15 protein-coding genes are annotated in these 18,222 nt (G+C 48.1%); 13 read left to right on the top strand and 2 right to left on the bottom strand.

Going from position 1 to position 18,222, the window contains the following annotated elements:
• Positions 1-35 precede the first annotated feature (35 nt).
• From IEX98_RS21785 to IEX98_RS21750, 8 genes are all read left to right on the top strand, one after another.
• Positions 36-1,364: an extracellular solute-binding protein gene (locus IEX98_RS21785; protein WP_188891359.1), complete on the top strand. Its 1,329-nt coding sequence runs from the start codon at positions 36-38 to the stop codon at positions 1,362-1,364.
• Between the two features lie 67 nt (positions 1,365-1,431).
• Positions 1,432-2,307: a carbohydrate ABC transporter permease gene (locus tag IEX98_RS21780; protein WP_374705375.1), complete on the top strand. Its 876-nt coding sequence runs from the start codon at positions 1,432-1,434 to the stop codon at positions 2,305-2,307.
• Positions 2,308-2,323: 16 nt separating this feature from the next.
• Positions 2,324-3,214, top strand: a complete 891-nt coding sequence (locus IEX98_RS21775; protein WP_229692313.1) for a carbohydrate ABC transporter permease — start codon at positions 2,324-2,326, stop codon at positions 3,212-3,214.
• A gap of 344 nt (positions 3,215-3,558) precedes the next feature.
• Positions 3,559-6,069 carry a bifunctional diguanylate cyclase/phosphodiesterase gene (locus IEX98_RS21770; RefSeq protein WP_229692328.1) on the top strand — a complete coding sequence of 837 codons (2,511 nt, stop codon included), beginning with the start codon at positions 3,559-3,561 and terminating at the stop codon, positions 6,067-6,069.
• A 116-nt stretch (positions 6,070-6,185) separates the two neighbouring features.
• The gene (locus tag IEX98_RS21765) at positions 6,186-6,713 is read left to right on the top strand and encodes a sigma-70 family RNA polymerase sigma factor (RefSeq protein ID WP_188891350.1); all 528 of its coding nucleotides are present in this window, start codon (positions 6,186-6,188) and stop codon (positions 6,711-6,713) included.
• A 12-nt stretch (positions 6,714-6,725) separates the two neighbouring features.
• Positions 6,726-7,889, top strand: coding sequence for a hypothetical protein (locus tag IEX98_RS21760; protein ID WP_188891348.1), 1,164 nt, complete (start codon positions 6,726-6,728; stop codon positions 7,887-7,889).
• Positions 7,886-8,860, top strand: coding sequence for an ABC transporter ATP-binding protein (locus IEX98_RS21755; protein ID WP_188891347.1), 975 nt, complete (start codon positions 7,886-7,888; stop codon positions 8,858-8,860). The genes IEX98_RS21760 and IEX98_RS21755 overlap by 4 nt, the downstream gene beginning before the upstream one ends.
• The gene (locus IEX98_RS21750; protein ID WP_188891345.1) at positions 8,857-9,738 is read left to right on the top strand and encodes an ABC transporter permease; all 882 of its coding nucleotides are present in this window, start codon (positions 8,857-8,859) and stop codon (positions 9,736-9,738) included. Before IEX98_RS21755 ends, IEX98_RS21750 begins: the two co-directional genes overlap by 4 nt.
• Positions 9,739-10,206: 468 nt before the next feature.
• Here IEX98_RS21750 and IEX98_RS21745 read toward each other — a convergent pair whose 3' ends face one another.
• Complete coding sequence (locus IEX98_RS21745) at positions 10,207-10,857, bottom strand: hypothetical protein (protein ID WP_188891342.1); 651 nt, start codon at positions 10,855-10,857, stop codon at positions 10,207-10,209.
• A 279-nt stretch (positions 10,858-11,136) separates the two neighbouring features.
• Between IEX98_RS21745 and IEX98_RS21740 the strand changes: the two genes are divergently transcribed.
• The 5 genes from IEX98_RS21740 (at position 11,137) to IEX98_RS21720 (ending at position 16,968) form a co-directional block, all read left to right on the top strand.
• Positions 11,137-12,147, top strand: a complete 1,011-nt coding sequence (locus IEX98_RS21740) for a LacI family DNA-binding transcriptional regulator (protein ID WP_188891339.1) — start codon at positions 11,137-11,139, stop codon at positions 12,145-12,147.
• A 22-nt stretch (positions 12,148-12,169) separates the two neighbouring features.
• Positions 12,170-14,353 (top strand): alpha-galactosidase, encoded by a 2,184-nt coding sequence (locus tag IEX98_RS21735; protein ID WP_188891337.1) that lies wholly within the window; start codon positions 12,170-12,172, stop codon positions 14,351-14,353.
• A 136-nt stretch (positions 14,354-14,489) separates the two neighbouring features.
• Entirely contained in the window at positions 14,490-15,341 is an 852-nt protein-coding gene (locus IEX98_RS21730) for an AraC family transcriptional regulator (protein ID WP_188891335.1), read from the top strand.
• A 20-nt stretch (positions 15,342-15,361) separates the two neighbouring features.
• Positions 15,362-15,862, top strand: coding sequence for a GNAT family N-acetyltransferase (locus tag IEX98_RS21725; RefSeq protein WP_188891332.1), 501 nt, complete (start codon positions 15,362-15,364; stop codon positions 15,860-15,862).
• Positions 15,859-16,968 carry a heparan-alpha-glucosaminide N-acetyltransferase domain-containing protein gene (locus IEX98_RS21720; RefSeq protein WP_188891330.1) on the top strand — a complete coding sequence of 370 codons (1,110 nt, stop codon included), beginning with the start codon at positions 15,859-15,861 and terminating at the stop codon, positions 16,966-16,968. Before IEX98_RS21725 ends, IEX98_RS21720 begins: the two co-directional genes overlap by 4 nt.
• A 158-nt stretch (positions 16,969-17,126) precedes the next feature.
• Here IEX98_RS21720 and IEX98_RS21715 read toward each other — a convergent pair whose 3' ends face one another.
• Positions 17,127-18,128, bottom strand: coding sequence for an iron-hydroxamate ABC transporter substrate-binding protein (locus IEX98_RS21715; RefSeq protein WP_188891328.1), 1,002 nt, complete (start codon positions 18,126-18,128; stop codon positions 17,127-17,129).
• Positions 18,129-18,222: the final 94 nt, after the last annotated feature.

Below are 18,222 nucleotides of genomic sequence, written 5' to 3'. Positions count from 1 at the left end.
GAATGTAACCCCACTATTGAAGGAGGAAACATGACATGAAGAAAAGAATGGCATTGGTAGTAATAGCAGCGCTTCTTATTTCCGTCCTGGCCGCATGCGGCGGCACGAACGACAAGGGAACGGCGGGCGAGGGTGAGAAGCCTGCGGGCGGCGAGAAAGTGAAGCTGTCGCTTTGGCATAATTTCACGGGCGATGATCTGCGGGCGCAAACGATGCGTTCCATTATAGAGCAATACCAGAAGGATCATCCTAACGTTACGCTGGATATTCAAGCGATTCCGCCGGACGGCTACAAGACGAGGCTGAAGACGGTAGCGGCTGCTGGCGAAATGCCGGATGTGTTTATTCTTTCGAATGGCTCAATGACACAGGAATTTTCCGCAGCCGGACTTATTCAGCCGGTGAACGAGCTGATTGACAGCCACCAGGATTGGAAAGACGGCTTCATGCCAAACTCGTTTGACGCGTTCACGGTTGACGGCAAAATTTACAGCGCGCCAATGGGCTTGTCACCAACCTCCATTCTCTACTATAACAAATCGATTTTAGAACAAAACGGTCTTACGGTTCCTAAAACATGGGATGAGCTGATGAACGCCATCAGCGTGTTGAAAGGAAAAGGAATTACACCGATCGCGCTGGGCAATAAAGCGGCTTGGCTGGCGCAATCCAGCATTTTCAGCTCGCTCGCTGACCGGGTGACGGGTACGGAGTGGTTTTTGAAGGCAGTTAAACAGGACGGCGCTTCATTTACCGATCCGGAATTTGTACAGGCTTTGACGTATATGCAGGATCTGGGCAAAGCCGGCGCTTTCCAGGACGGATTTAATGCCATTGATAATACACAAATGGAGCAAATGTTTGCTCAAGGCAAAGCAGCGATGATGATCGACGGAGGCTGGGCTTTGTCGAATCTGGCTTCCAATGCGAATGCAGAAGCACTGGAGCAAATGGGGGCAACGGTGCTGCCGACGATTCCGGGCGGCAAGGGTGAGCCGAACACATTGTCAGGCGTTGTTGGCGTCGGCATGGGACTTGGCAAAGATGCAACCGGCACGAAGAAGGATGCTGCATTCGAGCTGATCTATGCAATGTCGGGCCCAGATGCGCAGAAGCGGACGCTGGAGAGCAATCAATTGGTCAGTTACAAAGTCGAGCTGGATAAGAGCAAAGTGTCGCCGATCTTCAGCGAAGTTTATGAGCTGGTGAACAACGTGAAGCTGACCCCTGTATATGACGGTAAACTGACGTCTGCAGGAGGCGAAGCGGTTAATAATGGTCTGCAGGAGCTGCTGATGGGCGGCAAGCCAGAGGATATCGCCAAAAAAATTCAAGATGCGCAATCGAAAGCGTTAGGCCAATAAGGGCAAGTCGAACCGTTAATGGAGCGCGCGGCCTGCACGGCCGCCGTTCTGGCTCGATGTTGGAGGGATGAACATGACATCAATGCGTACTAGAAGCTTTATCGCGATCGGCTTGCTCCCCACGCTGGGCATCTTTATTTTTTTCGTCATCGTACCGATCGTCTGGTCGGCTTATTACGGATTTTTCGATTGGAAGGGCATTGGCCCGATGAAGTTTATCGGCTTGAACAATTATGCCGAAGTGCTGCAAGACCCGCTGTTTTGGAAATCATTTAAAAACAATTTGCTTATCGTAGCTGCTTCCGTATTCGGACAGGTGCCGATTGCGCTGCTGCTTTCGCTTGTGCTGTTGAAAAACGGCTGGTTTCAGAAGTTTATCCGCGCATCCATCTTTATGCCGATGGTTCTCTCATCGGTCGTCGTCGGTATCATTTGGGGCTACATCTATCATCCGCAAATCGGCGTCCTTAATTTTCTGCTCGACTCTTTGGGACTCGGCAGCTGGAAGATGCAGTGGCTGTCCGATCCGTCGGTATCGATGTACGCCATCATGGTTCCGATTATTTGGCTGAACGTAGGGCCTTATCTCGTTATGTTTATCGCAGCCTTGCAGAACATTCCTTCCGAAATTGACGATGCGGCACAGATTGACGGCGCCCATGGCTCACGGAAGCTGTTCTCTATTAAGCTCCCGATGATCTGGGACACGATTAAAGTAGCTGTCGTGCTCTGTATTTCCGGAAGTTTGAAGGCATTTGACCTTATCTATGTCATGACGGGCGGCGGGCCTGCCCATTCGACGGAGCTGCTGGCTTCCTATATGTACAACAATACGTTCTCGATCTATCGGTTCGGTTACGGCAGTGCCGTGTCTACGATGATTGTCGTCATTAGCTTGATTATGGTAGCCGGAAGCCAATATTTGATGAAATCCAAAAAATAGGAGGGGGACGATTCGTATGTCCGCACCCATGACCAGGCCGCTGCAGCCAGCCTCCTCCAGCCGATCGGAAGCGGGATTGCCCCGATTCCGTTGGCTGAAATCGAAACTTATCGGGGCCGCTCTTACCGTCTACGCCTTAGTTACGCTGTATCCATTGCTTTGGCTGTTTATAAGCGCACTGAAAACGAACGAAGAGTTTTTCTCCCGCCCATTCGGCTTGCCTAGTCACTGGAACTGGAGCAACTTTTCCCGGGCATGGGAAGTTGCCGAGATGGGGAGAGCTTACGTCAACTCGTTTTTCGTCACGATACTTTCCCTGATTCTTACGCTTGTACTTGGTGCATTAAGCGGCTACGTGCTGTCGCGCTTTCAGTTCAGAGGCAAGCTGCTCGTTATGGGCGTATTCATGCTGGGGATGCTGATTCCGATCCACAGTACGCTCGTTCCGTTGTTTATATTAATGAATAAAATCCATATTTTGAACACTTATGCGGCGCTGATTATGCCCTATACGGCGTTTGAACTGCCGATAGCGATATTTATCTGCGTCGCCTATATGAACAGTTTCCCGAAAGAAGTCGAGGAAGCAGCACAGATTGACGGCTCGGGCTATTGGGGTATTTTCTTTCGGATGATGCTGCCGTTAGCGCTGCCGGCGCTCGCGACGGTCGGCATACTCGCTTTTCTTCGGTATTGGAATGACTTCTCGTTTGCGTTAGTATTTATGAGCGATCCGAAGCTCAAGACGCTGCCGCTCAGCTTGTCGGTGTTTGCAACCGGTTATTCGACTGACTATAAGCTAACGATGGCGGCGATGGCGCTAGCGGTTATTCCGACGATTATCGTCTATCTTATTTTCCAGGAGCAAGTCATGAAGGGAATGACCGCTGGGGCTGTCAAAGGGTAGTCCTATCGATCTCTTCTATTAAAAGATGCTGATGCGCGAAGCCTATCCGGGCTCTGTGCATGGTCTAAAATCTCCGCTTTTCGCTTCGGTGAAACCGGGGGTTTTTTGCTATAGACGAGAAATGGAATAAGCATTTGGGAGTGAGTTGTGGGGATAGGCGAGCATTGGAATAGAATTCGACAAGATATGTCGATTAATATTAGGTTCTAGTGACGAAAGGATGAACATTTGCATTGTGCTTCACATTATTTGTCAAGTATACTAGAAACAAATCATATTTTGACAAATATCGTCGAATCGACGCTGATGGTTCCAGTCACAGGAGGATCGTTACTTTGAAGAAAATGAGGCTCAGTATTGCACAGAAGCTAATTACGGCACTAGGGGCTCTCATGCTGCTGTCGTTTGCGTTGCTGGTGTCGATTCATTTAATGAAGCTTTACGATGCGAATTTACGCGAGGGCGAGCTGCTGGCTCAAACGCAGTCTACTGCTTATATCGGAAGATTCTCGCAATCCGTTAATCAAACGCTCACAAAACTGGAAATGCTGCGGGACACAATGCTGGAGATGCGGGAGGATGACGCGGCCAGCCGGGACACTGTCGTGCGCTTATTGGAGCAAATGATAGAGGATAATCCTTATTTGCTAGGTACATATACACTGTGGGAGCCTGATGCTTTTGACCAAAGCGATGCCACCCACCGCAACGCCTCGGACCATGATGACGAGACCGGACGGTTTCTGCCTTATGTTGTTCGAATGAACGGGATGGTTCAATATATGCCTCTTCGGCACTATGAAGTGCCGGGGGAAGGCGACTTCTATCAAATCCCGAAAAAGACGAAGAAGTTTACGATGATGGAACCCTATGACTATGAAATCAATGGGAAAAAGATCATGATGACTTCTTTTGTATTTCCAATTGTGGATAAGGGAGGACGATTTCTCGGCATTGTAGGGGCAGACTTTTCGCTGGAGATGCTGAGCAACGAGGTGGGCAAGCTCCATCCGCTGGACGGCTACGCCAATATCATCTCATCAGGCAATCAATATGTGGTGAACAGTGCCTATCCTGATCGGGTTCTGCAGCCTTATCAACCGTGGTCAACTTTCGAGAATCCTTCTCTGCTGAAGAAGAATGAGTCGTCGATGTCCTATGATGTTGATCCGAATACGTCCAAAAAAGTGCTTCGTATCTTTTATCCGATTGCAATTAAAGATTATACCTGGCACTTTGAGCTCGTCATCCCGAAGGAGAACATGCTCAAGGAGTTTAGGAACAGCTTGTGGAATTCGATTGCGATATCGATTGCTGCGCTTATTGTAATGACGGTGTTGATGGTGCTGCTGGTCAGAAAAATCGTGCTGCAAAATATTCGCAAGGTTGCGCAGGTTTCCGCAGCACTTGCTGTCGGGGATTTGAAGCAAAAACTCGATATTCAAACGAATGACGAGTTTGAGCATATGGCGGATCATTTCAACCGGATGATCGATTACCGCAAGGAAGCGGAGGATCTCATTGAATTTCAGGCGACACATGATCTGCTTACCGGCTTGCCGAACCGTTACGGCTATACGCGGCACTGGGAATCCAAAATGCAAAGTCTGCAGCAGGGAAGTATTTTCAGCCACTCCGCACTGCTTTACATCGATTTGGACCGTTTCAAGATCATTAACGATACGCTTGACTATTCCATGGGCGATTTGCTATTGAAGCAAGTTGCGATGCGAATTGTAGATGTGGTGAATCAGAACGGAACATCGGATTCAGTCTCCGGGCATGTATTCCGGTTCGGCGGCGATGAGTTCGTTGTGCTGCTTGAGGATATCAGCCATCTGCATCAAGCGATTATGGTCGGCGAAACGATCCTGCAGGTTATCGCAGAGCCGATTCGATTGAAGGACCGGCTGTTCTACATGACTGCAAGTATTGGCATGAGTCTTCAGCATGAGCTTCATGACTGGACAGGCGACCGGCTGGTGAAGGAGTCTGATATTGCGCTCTACTTGTCAAAGAAGCAGCGCAATACGTCTACGCTCTATTCGCCTTCGATGAATGATGTGCCGAAGAAAGAAATCGTGCTGGAGAACAGTCTGTTCGCCGCGCTGGAGGGGGAGCAATTTACACTCGTCTACCAGCCGAAAATCGAGCTGTCTACCGGCCGCGTATACGGAGCGGAAGCTCTTTTGCGCTGGAAGCATCCGGAGCTTGGCATGGTATCGCCGCTTGAGTTCATTCCGTTAGCGGAAAAAACAGGCTTTATTATTCCTCTTGGTGAATGGGTGCTGCGGAAAGCCTGCAAGCAAATTAAACAATGGGAACGCGAAGGCATTACGCCGCTTTCGATTAGTGTGAACATGTCGATGATTCAATTTCAGCAGAAGCACATCGTCCATACGATAGAGAAGATTATTGAAGAGGCTGGGGTAAAGCCGGAGCAGATCGAGCTGGAGCTGACGGAGTCGATCTTTATGGACAATCCCGAGCATACGCTGAGAATTTTGCATGAGCTGCAGATGCTGGGCGTCAAGCTGTCGCTGGACGACTTCGGCACAGGCTATTCTTCGCTTAGCTATTTGCAAAATATTCCGCTTCACTATTTGAAGCTCGACAAAACCTTTATTCATGACATCGTTGGCGATATTAAGAAACAAATGATTTTCAAATCACTGATCGTCATCGCTCATAATCTCAATATGAAGGTTGTAACGGAAGGTGTAGAAAGACAGGAAGAGCTGGATATCATTCGCAAGCATAAATGCGATTTGGTGCAAGGCTTCTTCTACAGCCCGCCTGTTCCGCCCGATCAGTTCGCCGCATTGTATGAATCGGCTATATCCGCCGAACAATAAAGTATCGGCCATGAAGGCCGCCTCGCTGAGGCGGCTTTTTTTTTGACCCTGTTACATAATCGTTCTATCGTTCGTCTTATAGATAGCTTAAGCGAAATAAAGGAGGTTATCGGAAAGTGGAACATTCGGCGCCGGATCTGTTTCGCCAATTATTCGACCAGCATTATCCGTCCGTACGCCGCAAGCTTATAGCGCTATTGCGCGATGAAGCTGCGGCTGAAGATATTGCTCAGGAAGTTTTTCTAAAGCTGTACCGAAATCCGCCGGATCAACTGGAAGCCGCAGGCGCTTGGTTGCATCGGGTTCTAACTAGACAAGCCTATGACTATATCGATAAAAAAAATCGGGAGCGGGCGCTGCTTCAAAAGTCCGAGCAGCAATTTATGGTCCAGCCGCAAGCTTTTCAGTCCAATGAAGAGACGATTTTGGAGCGGGACGAGCAGGAACAGGTGAAGCAACTGCTTGAGGCTTTGCCCGAGCGGGACCGCAAGCTTCTGATGCTGCGATATTCGGGATACAGCTATGCAGAAATAGCGGAGAAGCTGCGACTGAAGCAGCCGCAGGTGGGCACGCTCTTGAAACGGGCGGGAGAACGGTTCAAACGGCAGGCAATGAAGCCGGACGGTATTATGTCCAATGAATAGGAGGTTAGCGAAATGACAATGAAGGATGATAAATGGACTGCAGATGAGAAGCGGCATAAAGAAGAGGCATGGGCCCGGCTGGAGGCAAAGCTTGCAGGAGAAGAGAAGTCGCCGCTGTGGGCACAATGGGCGGAAGAGCGAAGCGCTGCTGCTGAAATAAGTTCAGAGCAAGTACAAGAGAGCGTTAACGATCAAGTGGCTGCTTTGGCAGCAGTCCATAAAAACGTGGAGAGCGGCAGTTTGGCTGAGGCAGAGATCCCGTCGTTTGCTGCAAAGAAGCCGTCAGGTAGCAGCAGATGGCTAAAGCGGCATGCACTGAAAGTCGGCATGTCTGGAGCGGCTGCGGTTATTGCGATTATGATCGCGATTCCGACGACAAATCAGGCGCTGGCTGCGCTGCTTAATCAGTTCAAGATGAATGAAGTCGTCGTCGTACAGGAAAATGATTTGGAACAGTTGGCGCAAATCTTTTATCGCGATGCGAATTTGAGCACCCGTTTCGGCGATTTTGTTTCAAGTAAAACGAGCGAGTATAACAGCGATATAACCGACAGCCAAATTTTGCAGCAATTCGGGGTAGTTGTGCCCGAGCTGAAGCTAGGTGAACAGACCGAAATAACGAAAGGCTCCAATCAAAACTCAGTTTATACGCTGAAGCTGAACGTCGAAGAGATAAATAAAACGATGAAAAAGCTGGGCGCGAAAAAACTGCTGCCGGAATCTGTCGACGGAAAACCGTTGAACCTTAAGATCGGCCGCGCCTTAAATGTGTATTACAAAGAGGTGACGGGCTCTAAGTCGGGTGAAGGCCGTTCGATTAGCCTCAGCTATATGGATGCGCCGACGATCGATATTGATCCGAGCATTGACGCACAGGAAGCGTTTGATGCCGTGGTGCGGCTTCCGGTATTGCCGGACTATATACGAGATGCCATCGTAAACACCTCGAGGCTGGAAGAAGGCCAAATTCCTTTCCCAATTGTCTCAAACGGCAAAATGGAGCAGTTTACGATCAACGATAAAACCATTTATTTGGAAAAGTTCCAGCGTGATCAAGAAAAAACAACCTGGAGCGCGTTGTGGCTGGCTGACGGCAAAAGGGTCGGCGCCTATTTTGAAGGGTACGAGGACCGCGCTGCGGTTATTGAGCTGATAACGGAGCTGACTCATCAATGACAAGTACTGCAATTGAAACGAAACAGTTAACGAAGGATTATGGAGACGGCCGCGGCATTCGCGGCGTCTCTCTTCACATTGAAGCGGGGGAAGCATTTGGTTTTCTGGGGCCTAATGGAGCAGGGAAAAGCACACTGGTTAAAATGCTCGTCGGCTTGATTAAGCCGACCTCTGGAGAAGCCCGCATATTCGGCATGGCCGCCGGAAGCGTTGAAGCTAGGCGAAGAATAGGCTACTTGCCGGAGCTGTTCCGATACCCGGGCTGGCTCTCCGGCGAGGAGGCGCTTCACTTTCATGCCCAATTATGCGGACTTGACCGCGTAATGGCGAAGCAGCGTATTCACTCTCTGCTGGATGAAGTAGGGATCGGCAGCCGGGGCAGGGACCGGATTAAAGGGTATTCCAAAGGCATGCAGCAGCGGCTTGGACTAGCCTGCGCTTTGCTAGCTGACCCGGACATCGTGTTTCTGGATGAACCGGCTTCGGCGCTTGATCCTGTCGGCAGATATGAAGTCAGGGAACTGCTGATCCGGCTGCGCGGAAGAGGGAAGACGATCTTTCTGAACTCGCATTTGCTGGAGGATGTCGAGCAAATGTGCGATCGTATCGCTTTGCTTAATAACGGCTCGATACTGTCCAATGGTTCCTTGAACGATGTACTTCATTCTCGAAACAAATGGCTGCTTAAGGTAGGCGGGTTTACGCCTTTTGTACTGGATTGGCTAAGTGAGTCAACGGGGTTGTCGGTTACAGTCGTAACGGAAAGTGATGCTGAAGCTGAGGAATTGTTGGAGGAAGGCGTTGTCTGGCTGGAGACTGCTGTAGAGAATGAAGAGCAGATAGGCTTGCTTCATTTTCGGCTGATTGAGCAAGGACTGACGCTGTATGAATCGAAGAAGGCTTCGTCACGTCTGGATCAGTGGTTCCTGAAATCCGTTTCGGGCCTGGATCATAGGGGGGAACGCCGATGAACGCAGTGTGGCGATTGACGCTCAAGGAAATGCTGCGGAAGCGGGTTACGCTCATGACGATTGTGATGACCGCCTTGTTTCTGATCGCATTTTGGTTCGTATCGGATGCTATTATTGGGGACAGGAAGCCTAATGTCAATGAATTTGCTTCATTCGGCCATCTGTTCGAACGTTTTCGCGATGGGGCTATTATTCTATCTCTAGGTTATTTTTTTGGAGCCTTTGCCGTGGCTTTTTTAGCGATATTCAGCTCAGTTGCCGCCGTTTCTGGAGAAGCTGAGCATGGCGTCCTGCAGTCCGTCCTAGCAAGACCGATAAAGCGCTGGAAATGGTATTTGGGCAGATGGCTTGGTTTCAACGTCTTTGGTATTGTGTATGCGCTGATCGTATTCATTGCGATTCAATGTGTAACCTGGTTGCAAACCGGCATCCAATTGGAAATGGCAGTGCTGTTCAAATCTTTTTTGCTTTATGCATCAGTCGTGCCGCTGCTTATTTCGCTAACCATGCTGGGGTCCTGCTGGCTTAGCTCGCTTGGCAACGGAGTCGCGATGACGATGTTGTTCGGAATGGGCTGGCTGGGAAGCATGATCTCAAGGGTATCCGATACCGGGCAAATTAGTGAAGAGGGAGTCAAGTCGCTGTCGACGATTACGGGACTTATTACGCTCATCATGCCCGCCGACTCGTTGCAGCAGCGCATGCTGGCGGAGATGTTTTCGATTCATGAATTCGCGAACAGTCTGCACGGCAACAGCTTTATGATGTTATTCGCGGTAAATAACCCGCCGTCCAACACTTTCCTTATTTATTCGGCAGCCTATACGGTGGTTGTGCTGCTTGCCGGATTGCTCGTTATTACGCGAAAAGATTTTTAACTTATGGAAGCAGGGCAGGCCGGTGATGGCTAGCCCTGCTTTGTTTTTTGCACGTTTGCACATTCTCGCACTGCGCGCGCTTCCACCTTCAGGCAGCGCTGTTATCATTTCGGCATGCGGAGTGCTCAGTCGCACTTCGGCGTTCAAACCTCGAGCAGTGCTTGGCGAACGTTGCATAAATGTCACGTTTGCCCGAACGAACCAGCTTCGCTAAACAGCGAAGCCATATTCGCAGCAGAGCCCGCTGTCCGCCAACTGTACGTCCACAACGAACAAAATTTCGCTAATTGAGAACCTTGGTTCATGAAAAGCGAAAATAAGTTCGCTGTCCTCCAACTAATTAGTCTTGCCGAGCCCCAACAACGAAATTGCCTTCGCAAAATAGCGAATCCGCTTCGCTATGGCGAGCCACCTTAGTTTAGAAAGAGAAGTCGGTCATCCTGCAAACGTGGGAGCGTCAACGATCACTCAAATCGTCCAACTCGAGTGGACGATGGCGCTCAGATGCCAGACAGAGCCGTCCTTCTCCAGAACTAAAATTAAACTTTCCCAGTCCATGCCTTCGTATTGCGGGTCAAAGCCGCTGAAATGATATTCCACCGTTGTGCTGCCCGGGAAAACTTCACTGATATTGAGGAGTGAATTGCCCTTGCCGACGATGGAGTCCGTGCTAACCTTTTCAGCAGCGGCAAAATCCTGATCATATACGAATTTGTCATAATAACGGCCGTAAGTTAAAGATATCGCTTCACCAGACCCGTCGTAATCGCCCCAATAATAGACGGTAGAATCGTCATGTTGAGGCAGCTTATCCGCTTTAAATACTTCGGCGCTAGTAACATCAATATGAGCATAGGGAGAGAAGAGGACTCCTTTATCGGGATGAATGTAGGAAACGAGAGTTTGATGATCTTTATTCTTCAAAGCGGTAATAATAGCTTTAGCAGTTTGCTCGGCTGTGGCTGGCTGCAGTTCAGGTGTCGGCGTCGTAACAGGCGGTTGACCGGTTGGTGTAGGGCTTGCTGGCGGAACGCTTGCTCCTTCCGGACTGTTATTTGCCGAACATGCGGTAGCAAAGACAATGATAAGCAGCATAAGCTGAAGCAGCATTTTTTTCATAACCGAATCCCTCCATTTTGTTCAAAATGCGGACACTTTCTAAGTTTATTGTATCCACAAAGACGTAACACAGACGGTATTGTTGCAGCATGCGCAGCCTATTTTAATCTAACAGTTGCAGAGAGCGGACTATATTTGATACAATTAATCATGTAATTTAGTAAATTTATTAACTAAAATTAAACGTCTTATGTTTTCAAACAAACCAAACAACCAAAGCAATAAAACTCTGCTGCTATAGGAGCGGATGAACGGAAATTACTCTGAAATGGTGATGCGATGGCTACGATCAAACAAATCGCCGAAAAGGCCGGCGTCTCCTCCGCGACAGTATCTCGCGTATTGAACAACGATGCTTCAATGGCAGTCAGCGATGCTACGCGAGCGCGGATTTTCGCTGCAGCCGAGGAGCTGCAGTACAAGCCGACCCGTCTTAAGCGTTTGAAGCAAGAGGGAATGCTGGCAAACCAGCAAATCGGACTGCTGCTCTCGTTGTCAGTTGAAGAGGAGAGCAGCGACCCTTACTTTGCCTCCATTCGGCGCGGAATCGAAACCCGCTGTGAGGAGCTTGGCTTATCCATCGGCAAAGTATGGAGGCTGAACAGCGGGATGGAGCTTCAACCGAGCCATCAGCTTAGCGGACTTATCGCGGTGGGCACGATAGCTCAGGAGACCATCGTTCATCTCATCGGCCATACAGACCGAGTCGTGCTGGTCGATCATTGGGAGCAATTGAGCGATTACGACTCCGTGCATCTCAATTTCCGGCAAGCCGTCAACAGCGTGGTCGATCATCTGCTGCAATTGGGGCACCAGACGATCGCTTATATCGGCGGTGACAGTGACGAAGGCTTTGATCCGAGGACCAGACATTTCAAGGAACGTTTGGCGAAGCAAGGCCTTCTTAAGGAAGAGCTGATCCTGCATGCAGGAGACTGGTCGACAAACGGCGGTTATGAACAGATGAAAGCGCTGCTCTTGCAAAACAATCGTCCGACCGCTTGCTTTATCGGCAGCGATCCGATGGCTGTCGGCGCTCTGCGAGCGTTACATGAGCATGGCGTGGACATTCCGAATGAAATGGCGATCGTTGGCTTTGACGATATTGAAATGTCGGCGTTTCTCAGTCCGCCGCTATCCACAGTGAAAGCCTATACGGAGCAAATGGGCAAGACAGCCGTTCAACTGCTGATGGAGCGAATCGAAGGCCGTGAGGCATCGATGGAGGTTACGATTGAAACCAAGCTTATTATTAGAGAAAGCTGCGGCGGTTTAGCTGCAAATAGTTAACACAACCTAGGAGGCTTACAACATGGGAATTCAATTTGATGAACAAAAACAAATTTTTCACCTGCAGTCTCGCGAAACTAGCTATGTGATCAAAATTGTAAAAGGCGGTTATCCTGCGCATCTTTACTGGGGCCGCCGCGTTCGTGGCAGCCGTCTTGAGCGCTTGCTGGAGCTGAAAGAACGCTCGTCGTTCAGCCCGACTACCGATCCGGAATTTTCACTGGATACACTGCCGCACGAGTATCCGGCATTCGGCAACTCCGACTTCCGCTCGCCAGCTTATCAAGTACAGCTGACAAACGGAACGACCGTATCCGATCTGCGTTACGAATCGCATGAAATCCGCAAAGGCAAACCGCAACTGGCAGGACTGCCTTCGGTTTACACGGAGAGCGACGAGGAAGCGGAAACGCTTGAAATTACGTTGAAGGATGCGCTGTCGGGACTGACTGTTGTGTTGACTTATACCGTGTTCGAAAATTACAACGCAATCACGCGCTCCGCTAGACTGATCAATAATGGCAGTGCCGAACTGAAAGTATTGCGCGCATTGAGCATGAGCCTTGACTTTGCCAATGATGAATACGAGATGCTTCAGCTGTCGGGAGCTTGGGCGCGCGAGCGTTACATTCACCGCCGCAAGCTGGTGCCAGGCATGCAATCCATTGAGAGCCGCAGGGGTTCAAGCAGCTCCATGCAAAATCCGTTTATCGCCCTTCTTGGCGAAGGCGCAGATGAAGATCATGGCGAAGTTTACGGTGTAAACCTCGTTTACAGCGGCAGCTTTACAGCTGGGGTTGAGGTTAGCCAGTTCCACACGTCCCGGTTGTTCATGGGCATCAATCCATTTGACTTCAGCTGGCTGCTGGAGCCGGGCGAGCAATTCCAAGCGCCTGAGGTTGTACTCGTACATTCCTCTGAAGGACTTGGCGGCATGTCGCGCTCTTTCCATGACCTGTACCGCAACCGTCTGACGCGCGGCAAATTCCGCGATCAAAGCCGTCCGATTCTGATCAACAACTGGGAAGCGACCTACTTCGATTTTACAGCAGACAAAATCGAAGCGATTGCCAAAGCCGGCCAGGAGCTGGGGCTTGAGCTGTTCGTACTTGATGACGGCTGGTTCGGCAAACGGGATAACGACAGAAGCTCGCTGGGGGACTGGTTCGTTGATCGCCGGAAACTGCCTAACGGCCTTGAAGATCTGGTAGATCGTGTCCGCAACTTGGATATGCAATTCGGGCTCTGGTTCGAGCCTGAGATGATTTCGCCAGAGAGCGAGCTGTACCGCGCTCATCCAGACTGGTGCCTGCACGTTGAAGGACGCACAAGAACGACTGCGCGTCAGCAATTGGTGCTTGACCTGTCCCGCGCCGATGTACGCAATTACATCGTAGAGACGGTGTCGGCCGTACTTGCAAGTGCGCCAATTACGTATGTGAAGTGGGATATGAACCGCAATATGACCGAGATTGGTTCTGCGCTGTTGCCTGCGGAACGTCAACGGGAGACTGCGCATCGCTACATGCTGGGTCTGTATGACGTGATGGAGCGCATTACCTCGGCATTCCCTGACATTCTGTTCGAAAGCTGCTCCGGCGGCGGCGGACGATTCGATCCGGGTATGCTCTACTACATGCCGCAAACCTGGACGAGTGATAATACAGATGCGGTCTGCCGTCTGAAAATCCAATACGGTACGAGCATTGTTTATCCAATCAGCTCGATGGGCGCGCACGTATCCGCTGTTCCGAATCATCAGGTTGGCCGTTCGACTCCGCTTGAAACTCGCGGCAACGTCGCGTTATCCGGCAACTTCGGCTATGAGCTGGATTTGACGAAATTCACGGAAGATGAGAAAACCGTGGTGAAGGATCAAGTTGCATTCTATAAGGAAGTCCGTCACCTCGTTCAGTTTGGGGATTTCTATCGTCTGAAAAGCCCGTTCGAGGGCAATGACACGGCTTGGATGTTTGTATCCAAGGATAAGCAAGAAGCGCTGGTATTCTTCATGACTGTACTTCGCCAGCCGTATCATCCGCTTAACCGCTTCACCTTGAAGGGGCTGAATCCAGAGCTGGACTACACGCTCCAAGCGACCGGAGAGTCGTACGGCGGCGACGAGCTGATGTATGCCGGTCTGCCATTCCCGCAGTTCCATGGCGATTTTGAGAGCAAAGTGTACCGGTTTATAGCTAAAGCATAAAATAACCAAAAGGCGTTTCGGGAGCATCTCCCGAAACGCCTTTTTTTTCTTGTGAAAACGGACAAAACTCGTTTGAATAAGACAGACTTTTTTCATTGGGTTGGGTTAGAATAAGCAACTAGAAGGAGATTTCAAAATGGAACAGATAAAAATTATATCCCAGGCTTTATTAGAAATTGAAAAACAATTGTATGATCGAAAGCTGACTCCTGATAGTTTAGCCAAACAATTTTATACGAATGTATCTGACTTGCAAAAGACTTTTCAAATTATAACAGGTATGACCATCGGAGAATATATTCGAAATCGGAGGTTAAGTAACGCGGGAATTTCCTTGAAAACGAAAAACCTCTCCATTTTAGAAACGGCATTGAACATGGGCTATGAAACGCCCGAAGCTTTTTCCAAGGCTTTCAAAAGGTTTCATGGTGTCTCTCCCAAAGACGTTCGAAACCAGTCAACCTCTCAGATTATCAACTATTTTGGACCTATGCATATTAAGTTTAGCATTGAAAGCAGTGCGCCTTTGTTAGCTATAACAGAATATTATCCCACGATGTATTTTGTCGGAAAAACAATTTCTGTTTCTAATGACAAGTCCGTTTATTTGAAAGACATCGAAAATTTTTGGCATCAAGAAACGATGAAGGGCACTTTGAGTCAATTAGAAAAAAAATATGCTGCGACTTCCTTTGTTGGCATTAGTCTAGCTGGAGATACGGATAGGTTTACTTACGGTGTAGGAATAGTAACTACAGATCAAGTTGAGGAAATGAATGAATTTGAAGTTGTCAAATTTCCGCCAAGAAACTGGGTGAAATTCGAAGTGAATGGAATGACCGATGAGGACTTCAGTCAGACACGAAACCGGGTATTGTCAGAATGGTTACTGACCTCAGATCAATCCATATCGTTGCTTCCAGAAATCGAGTATTACCCTATAACAGAAGCTGCAGCTCCAGAAATATGGTTTCCCAACTTGGAATAACATTGCGAAGGATGAGTAAAATGAAAATCGTTGAGCTTCAAAAAGAATATTTAGGCGAAGCTAGTCTATTAGTCAACTCTGTTTTTGGTGACGAGGAGGAAGGCGTATTTCCTGCGCGGGAATTAGAAGCTAGCTTGGATTCAAAAGAGCTGAGTAAGTATCAAGCTACGGTCGATCAAGATGTCCGCTCTTTTCAATACTATATTGCGATACAAGATCATCATGTTATGGGGATCATTGGACTTTATGAATTGCAGAACGATTTTGAAAAAAAGGATTGGATCGGCTGGTACTGTGTGGATGAGCGTTATCGTGGGCAACGTATCGGTATCAATCTATTGGATTACGCGGTAGAAAAAGCTAGGCTGCGCGGGAAAGAGTATTTATGTTTATATACATCTACGCATGAAAATGAGAAAAAAGCTCAAATGCTATATGATCAAAATCATTTTCACATCACCAAGATTATTCCGAAAATTGGATACGATCTCATGTATCGTCAAAAAAGGTGCGATCGTTGATAGACGTCAGTAATAAAAAAAATGTTGGGCGTCAAAATGAATTAGACGTAGCCAGAGGATTAGCCGTTATTTTTATGGTTTTGATACACATGTTATTAGAGCTTAGTAATCGTTCTACTCAAGAAGAGTCTATTTATGGGATTTTGACACAGCTATTAGGTGGTGTTCCGGCCGCTCCCGTTTTTATGTTTTTACTTGGGGTTGGGATTATTTATTCTCGAAAGAATACACCGGGTCTACTTGTCAAACGTGGGTTAACCTTAGTAGCGGCAGGCTATATCTTAAATCTATTCCGTTCAGTTATTCCGGCTTGGATCAATACTTTTCTCGGGTTTGAATCTCCTGTGGCAGTTAGTAACTTAGTGTATGAGAACCTTTTTTATATTGATATTTTGCAATTTGCAGGGCTGGCGATGCTGTTTTTTGCCGTGTCACTCTATTTCAACTTTTCCATTAGAGAATACATGCTTGTTTTATTATTATTTATGATATTCAACTTATTCATGTTACCGTATATTCCCTATTATGAAGCAACAGCTGTTGCACCTTTTACCGCTCTATTGTTTGGCAATGATTTTTCATACTTCCCATTTTTCACATGGATTGCCTATCCTATTGGGGGATATCTCTTTGGTACTTATTTAATTCAAACGGGTAATAAATTTGAGTTTTATAAGAGGGTATTCAAAGTTACCTCTATCATTCTCGTTGCATATTCTGTGTGCGTTGTCCTTTTTAATTTTCCAACGGGATATGAATCAGACAGTTCTTATTACCATCATACGATAATTGTGAATCTAGTTTATATTCTTTTTATCCTATTCTGGATAAGCATTCTCTATTTTATATCTAATAAACTACATGGACTAGGGTGGACATTCTTAAAGAGCGCAAGTGCCTTAACGACAGAAATCTATTTTATTCATTTCCTTTTTATTGGTTTGTACGCTGTTTTAATCCATCAAAAGCTTGGTCTTGGAAGTACCCTCCTATTAACTGTTCTCACGTATGTATTCTCTCATTATATGGCTTATCTTTTTGTAAAGCTCAAAGCTAATAAGATAAACCATCGGCAAGAGAGGCCACCTCTCAAAGAAAACAGCTGAAGATACAAGATGCGAATTACAACTTGGAAGGAGCCAACGGCCATAATAAAAGGCATAGATCCTTATGTATGCCGAAGGATATATGCCTATAAATGGGGGAACATCCGAAAAAGGGGGGATTGAGAAGTCGGGAGCAAGCTGCCCCCGACTTCTCAATTTTATTTCACCAATGCCTTCATTACATCGTCAATGATTCTTTCGTTGGCAAGCTTGCCTTTGTAAAGCCAGCTGCTATTGGAATCAAGCTCAATGACGTTGCCGGCTTTTACAGCCGGGATGTTCTTCCAGACTGGTCCATCAATAATGGAAGTATCGCCCGCGCTTTTATCGCTGTTTAAGATGAAAATATAGTCAGCATCCAGTTCCGCGAGTTTTTCGAGCGAAATAGGACTCCAGTTGCCGCGTGATTCCTCCGGAATTTCGATAACTAGATTGGAAGGCTTCATGCCAAGGTCCCCGTATAGAACGGCCCCGCTCGATACTTTTTCATCAACGAGATAAAAGTTTTTGCCTGTCAGCCAGAAGACTGCTGCCGATTTCGTGCCGATGGCTTCAGTCAGCTTGGCTTTGCTGTCTGCCGCTTTTTGCTCGTAATCTTTGATCGCTTGCTCTGCCTGTTCGGATTTGCCCAGCAGACCGCCAATGGTCCGCAGCGCTTCACGCCAGTTGTTGCTTACCTTATCACCGACAACATACGTTGGGGCAATTTTGGAATATTGCTCGTACAGCCCCTTTTGTGCAGTCGCTTCAGAGGAGACAAGGATTAAATCAGGCTCAAAGCTCGCTACTTGCTCAGGCGGCATATCATAATCTAATGTTGGTACACCAGCGAGTTTATCCTGCAAATAATTCTGAACACCTCCGTTGACAGTCCATTGAGCGACAGGTGTAGAACCGAGGGTAAGCACCGGGTCTTCCAAATAGGAAGCTACGATCCGCTGCGGGTTAGCCGGGATCGTTACTTTGTTGCCGGCAGCATCGGTTACGATTTTTTCGGAAGCGGGTTCGGTGCTTGCATCAGGTGAAGGCGATACGTTCGCTTCGTTGGAATTTTGGTTCGCGCCTTTGTTGGAATTGCCGCCGCAGGCTGCAAGAAGCAGGGTGAGCGATAGTAAAAGTATGAGAAGTGAAGCTGGTTTTGTACGATTGCTAGTAAACATGTAGTAAAGCCTCCCAATAAATAAGTATCAGTATTAACAGAGTACATTGTCCTCTAGAATGATAATGATTATCAGACTCATTGTCAACGGTTAT

The organism is Paenibacillus radicis (ex Gao et al. 2016) (genome assembly GCF_014641555.1).
Classification (GTDB): domain Bacteria; phylum Bacillota; class Bacilli; order Paenibacillales; family Paenibacillaceae; genus Pristimantibacillus; species Pristimantibacillus radicis.
The sequence above is the reverse complement of the archived record's forward strand: the minus strand, read 5'-3'. Positions and strand labels throughout refer to the sequence as shown.

Bases quoted from the DNA above. Each gene is read 5' to 3' on its own strand.
- IEX98_RS21780 (WP_374705375.1), top strand. From the start codon at position 1,432: ATGAACATGACATCAATGCGTACTAGAAGCTTTATCGCGATCGGCTTG.
- IEX98_RS21760 (WP_188891348.1), top strand. From the start codon at position 6,726: ATGACAATGAAGGATGATAAATGGACTGCAGATGAGAAGCGGCATAAA.
- IEX98_RS21755 (WP_188891347.1), top strand. From the start codon at position 7,886: ATGACAAGTACTGCAATTGAAACGAAACAGTTAACGAAGGATTATGGA.
- IEX98_RS21785 (WP_188891359.1), top strand. From the start codon at position 36: ATGAAGAAAAGAATGGCATTGGTAGTAATAGCAGCGCTTCTTATTTCC.
- IEX98_RS21750 (WP_188891345.1), top strand. From the start codon at position 8,857: ATGAACGCAGTGTGGCGATTGACGCTCAAGGAAATGCTGCGGAAGCGG.
- IEX98_RS21735 (WP_188891337.1), top strand. From the start codon at position 12,170: ATGGGAATTCAATTTGATGAACAAAAACAAATTTTTCACCTGCAGTCT.
- IEX98_RS21740 (WP_188891339.1), top strand. From the start codon at position 11,137: ATGGCTACGATCAAACAAATCGCCGAAAAGGCCGGCGTCTCCTCCGCG.
- IEX98_RS21730 (WP_188891335.1), top strand. From the start codon at position 14,490: ATGGAACAGATAAAAATTATATCCCAGGCTTTATTAGAAATTGAAAAA.
- IEX98_RS21745 (WP_188891342.1), bottom strand. From the start codon at position 10,857: ATGAAAAAAATGCTGCTTCAGCTTATGCTGCTTATCATTGTCTTTGCT.
- IEX98_RS21775 (WP_229692313.1), top strand. From the start codon at position 2,324: ATGTCCGCACCCATGACCAGGCCGCTGCAGCCAGCCTCCTCCAGCCGA.
- IEX98_RS21725 (WP_188891332.1), top strand. From the start codon at position 15,362: ATGAAAATCGTTGAGCTTCAAAAAGAATATTTAGGCGAAGCTAGTCTA.
- IEX98_RS21715 (WP_188891328.1), bottom strand. From the start codon at position 18,128: ATGTTTACTAGCAATCGTACAAAACCAGCTTCACTTCTCATACTTTTA.
- IEX98_RS21770 (WP_229692328.1), top strand. From the start codon at position 3,559: ATGAGGCTCAGTATTGCACAGAAGCTAATTACGGCACTAGGGGCTCTC.